Genomic DNA, 2501 nt, shown 5'->3' on the forward strand with positions numbered 1-2501 from the left:
CTCCGACGAGGAGGACTTCACGGGGCTGCTGCGCCTGGCGCCGAGGAGCCCGGCCCGCGCGTCGTCGGCTACTGGGCCGAGGCGGTCGCGGGCGAGCGGGACGCGGAGCGGGTCCGCGCCCTCGGCGCGCGCGGCGCGGCGGGCGACCTCTTCGCCGACGGCGCGCTCGGCTCGCACACCGCGTGCCTGCACGCGCCGTACGAGGACGCGGCGAGCGGCCACCGGGGCACCCCCTACCTCGACGCCGAGGCCGTCGCCGAGCACGTCACGGCGTGCACCGAGGCCGGGCTCCAGGCCGGGTTCCACGCGATCGGGGACGCGGCGCTCGGCGCCGTCGTCGCGGGTTTCCGCGCGGCGGCCGAGAAGACCGGCCTGGACCGGGTGCGCGCGCTGCGCCACCGCGTCGAGCACGCGGAGATGCTCGATGCCGAGGGCATCGCTGCCTTCGCCGCACTCGGCCTCACCGCCTCCGTGCAGCCCGCCTTCGACGCGCTGTGGGGCGGCGAGGACGGCATGTACGCGGCGCGGCTCGGCGCCGCGCGGGCCCGGACCCTCAACCCCTTCGCGGCCCTGCTGCGCGCCGGGGTCCCGCTCGCCCTCGGCTCGGACGCCCCGGTCACCCCGCTCGACCCCTGGGGCACCGTGCGGGCCGCCGCCTTCCACCGCACGCCGGAGCACCGCGTCTCGGTGCGGGCGGCCTTCACCGCCCACACCCGGGGTTGGCTGGCGGGCCGCCGGGCGCGACGACGCGGGCACCCTGGTCCCCGGCGCGCCCGCCGACTACGCGATCTGGCGCACGGGCGCCCTCGTCGTGCAGGCCCCGGACGACCGCGTCGCCCGCTGGTCGACCGACCCCCGCTCCGGCACCCCGGGCCTGCCCGACCTGAGCCCGGGCACACCGCTGCCCGAGTGCCTCGTGACGGTCGTCGGGGGCCGCGAGGTGTACCGGGCCGGGGCCTGAGGGCGCGGCGGGGCCGTCCGGGTGGACCCGGCGCCCCGCGTACGCCCGCTGGGGTGATGTGCCCCCGTCGCCGTCCGGCCCCGAGTCCTCGGGGCCGAGCGGCGCCCGGCGGCCCCGCGGCTCGCCGCTGACCTGCGCGATCACGCGACACTCCGCACGGGGCCCGGGGCCACGGGTGTTGACAGGGTCCGGCGCTCTGCGGGTAGGTTCGGCCGGGTCCACCACCGGACAACCGATCGGCGACGTCCCGCGCATCCGCTGGGCGCGACTGGGCCGCGGGGGGAACGCGCCGGAGTTCCTCCCCACGCGAGCCAGGTCCAGCGTCCGCGCCCACCGGACACGGGCACGTTTCGTACGAGCAAGGGGTCCCTCCCCGCCAGCGGCGTGGGGGACGGTGCGACCCGGGTGGGGCCCGGCCGCTCAGTAGACAACGGTTCACGGTCGATCCGCAGCCAGCGGGTCCCTGGCCGGCCCGAAGGGCGCCGGGCCCTCATCCGCAGTTTCCGCGCGCTCGCGTCAGCCTCCCGCCGCGCATCCCCCGGACGTGTGGTCGTCGTATCCCGGCCCCCTCGCCCCGTGTCGCCGTGCCGGCCCGGGCCGCCCGTATGGGCAACTAAGGTGGTCACGCGCACGGATCGGCACGTAAGGGGCAGCAGTGAACGCAGGCGAGGGTCCGGCGGGCGGCCGGGACGGTCGGCGCCCGCCGCTGGGCGAGGCGCTGGTGATCATCCCGACGTACAACGAGGCGGAGAACCTCCGCTCGATCGTCGGCCGCGTCCGCGAGGCGGTGCCCGGGGCGCACGTCCTCGTCGCGGACGACAACAGCCCGGACGGCACGGGCGCCCTCGCCGACGAGCTCGCCGCCGGGGACGAGCACGTCCGGGTGCTGCACCGCGGGGGCAAGGAAGGGCTCGGCGCCGCCTATCTCGCCGGTTTCTCCTGGGGGCTCGACCACGGCTTCGACGTCCTCGTGGAGATGGACGCGGACGGTTCGCACCAGCCCGAAGAACTGCCCCGCCTCCTGACGGCCCTGCGCGAGGCCGACCTCGTCCTCGGCTCCCGCTGGATCACGGGCGGCCGGGTGGTCAACTGGCCCAAGTCCCGCGAGTTCCTCTCGCGCGGCGGCTCCACGTACTCCCGCCTCCTCCTCGACGTCCCGCTGCGCGACGTCACCGGCGGCTTCCGCGCCTTCCGCGCCGCGACCCTGCGCGGCCTCGGCCTCGCGGACGTCGAATCCCAGGGCTACTGCTTCCAGGTCGACCTGGCCCGCCGCGCGGTCCGCTCCGGCTACCGCGTGGTGGAGGTCCCCATCACCTTCGTGGAGCGCGCGCTCGGCGACAGCAAGATGAGCCGCGCCATCGTCGCCGAGGCCCTGTGGCGCGTCACCGCCTGGGGAGTCACCGCCCGCGTCGACAAACTCCTGGGAAGACCGCAGCCACCCGCCCGCCGCCCCCGCGACCAGAAAACCCCACCCCCACCAAACCCCGACCCCACGAGCGCCTGACCCCCCACCGGCCCTTCCCGCGCCTGACCCATATCA

At 77.0% G+C, this 2501-nt stretch carries 1 protein-coding gene and 1 pseudogene; both read left to right on the forward strand.

What is annotated here, in order from left to right; translation table 11 throughout:
- Positions 1 to 961, forward strand: a pseudogene (locus tag SSBG_RS25910) (amidohydrolase family protein); the annotation flags it as partial.
- 655 nt (positions 962 to 1616) lie between these two features.
- Positions 1617 to 2465, forward strand: coding sequence for a polyprenol monophosphomannose synthase (locus SSBG_RS25915; RefSeq protein WP_008749014.1), 849 nt, complete (start codon positions 1617 to 1619; stop codon positions 2463 to 2465).
- Positions 2466 to 2501: the final 36 nt, after the last annotated feature.

The organism is Streptomyces sp. SPB074 (assembly GCF_000154905.1).
In the GTDB taxonomy this organism is placed as follows: Bacteria; Actinomycetota; Actinomycetes; order Streptomycetales; family Streptomycetaceae; genus Streptomyces.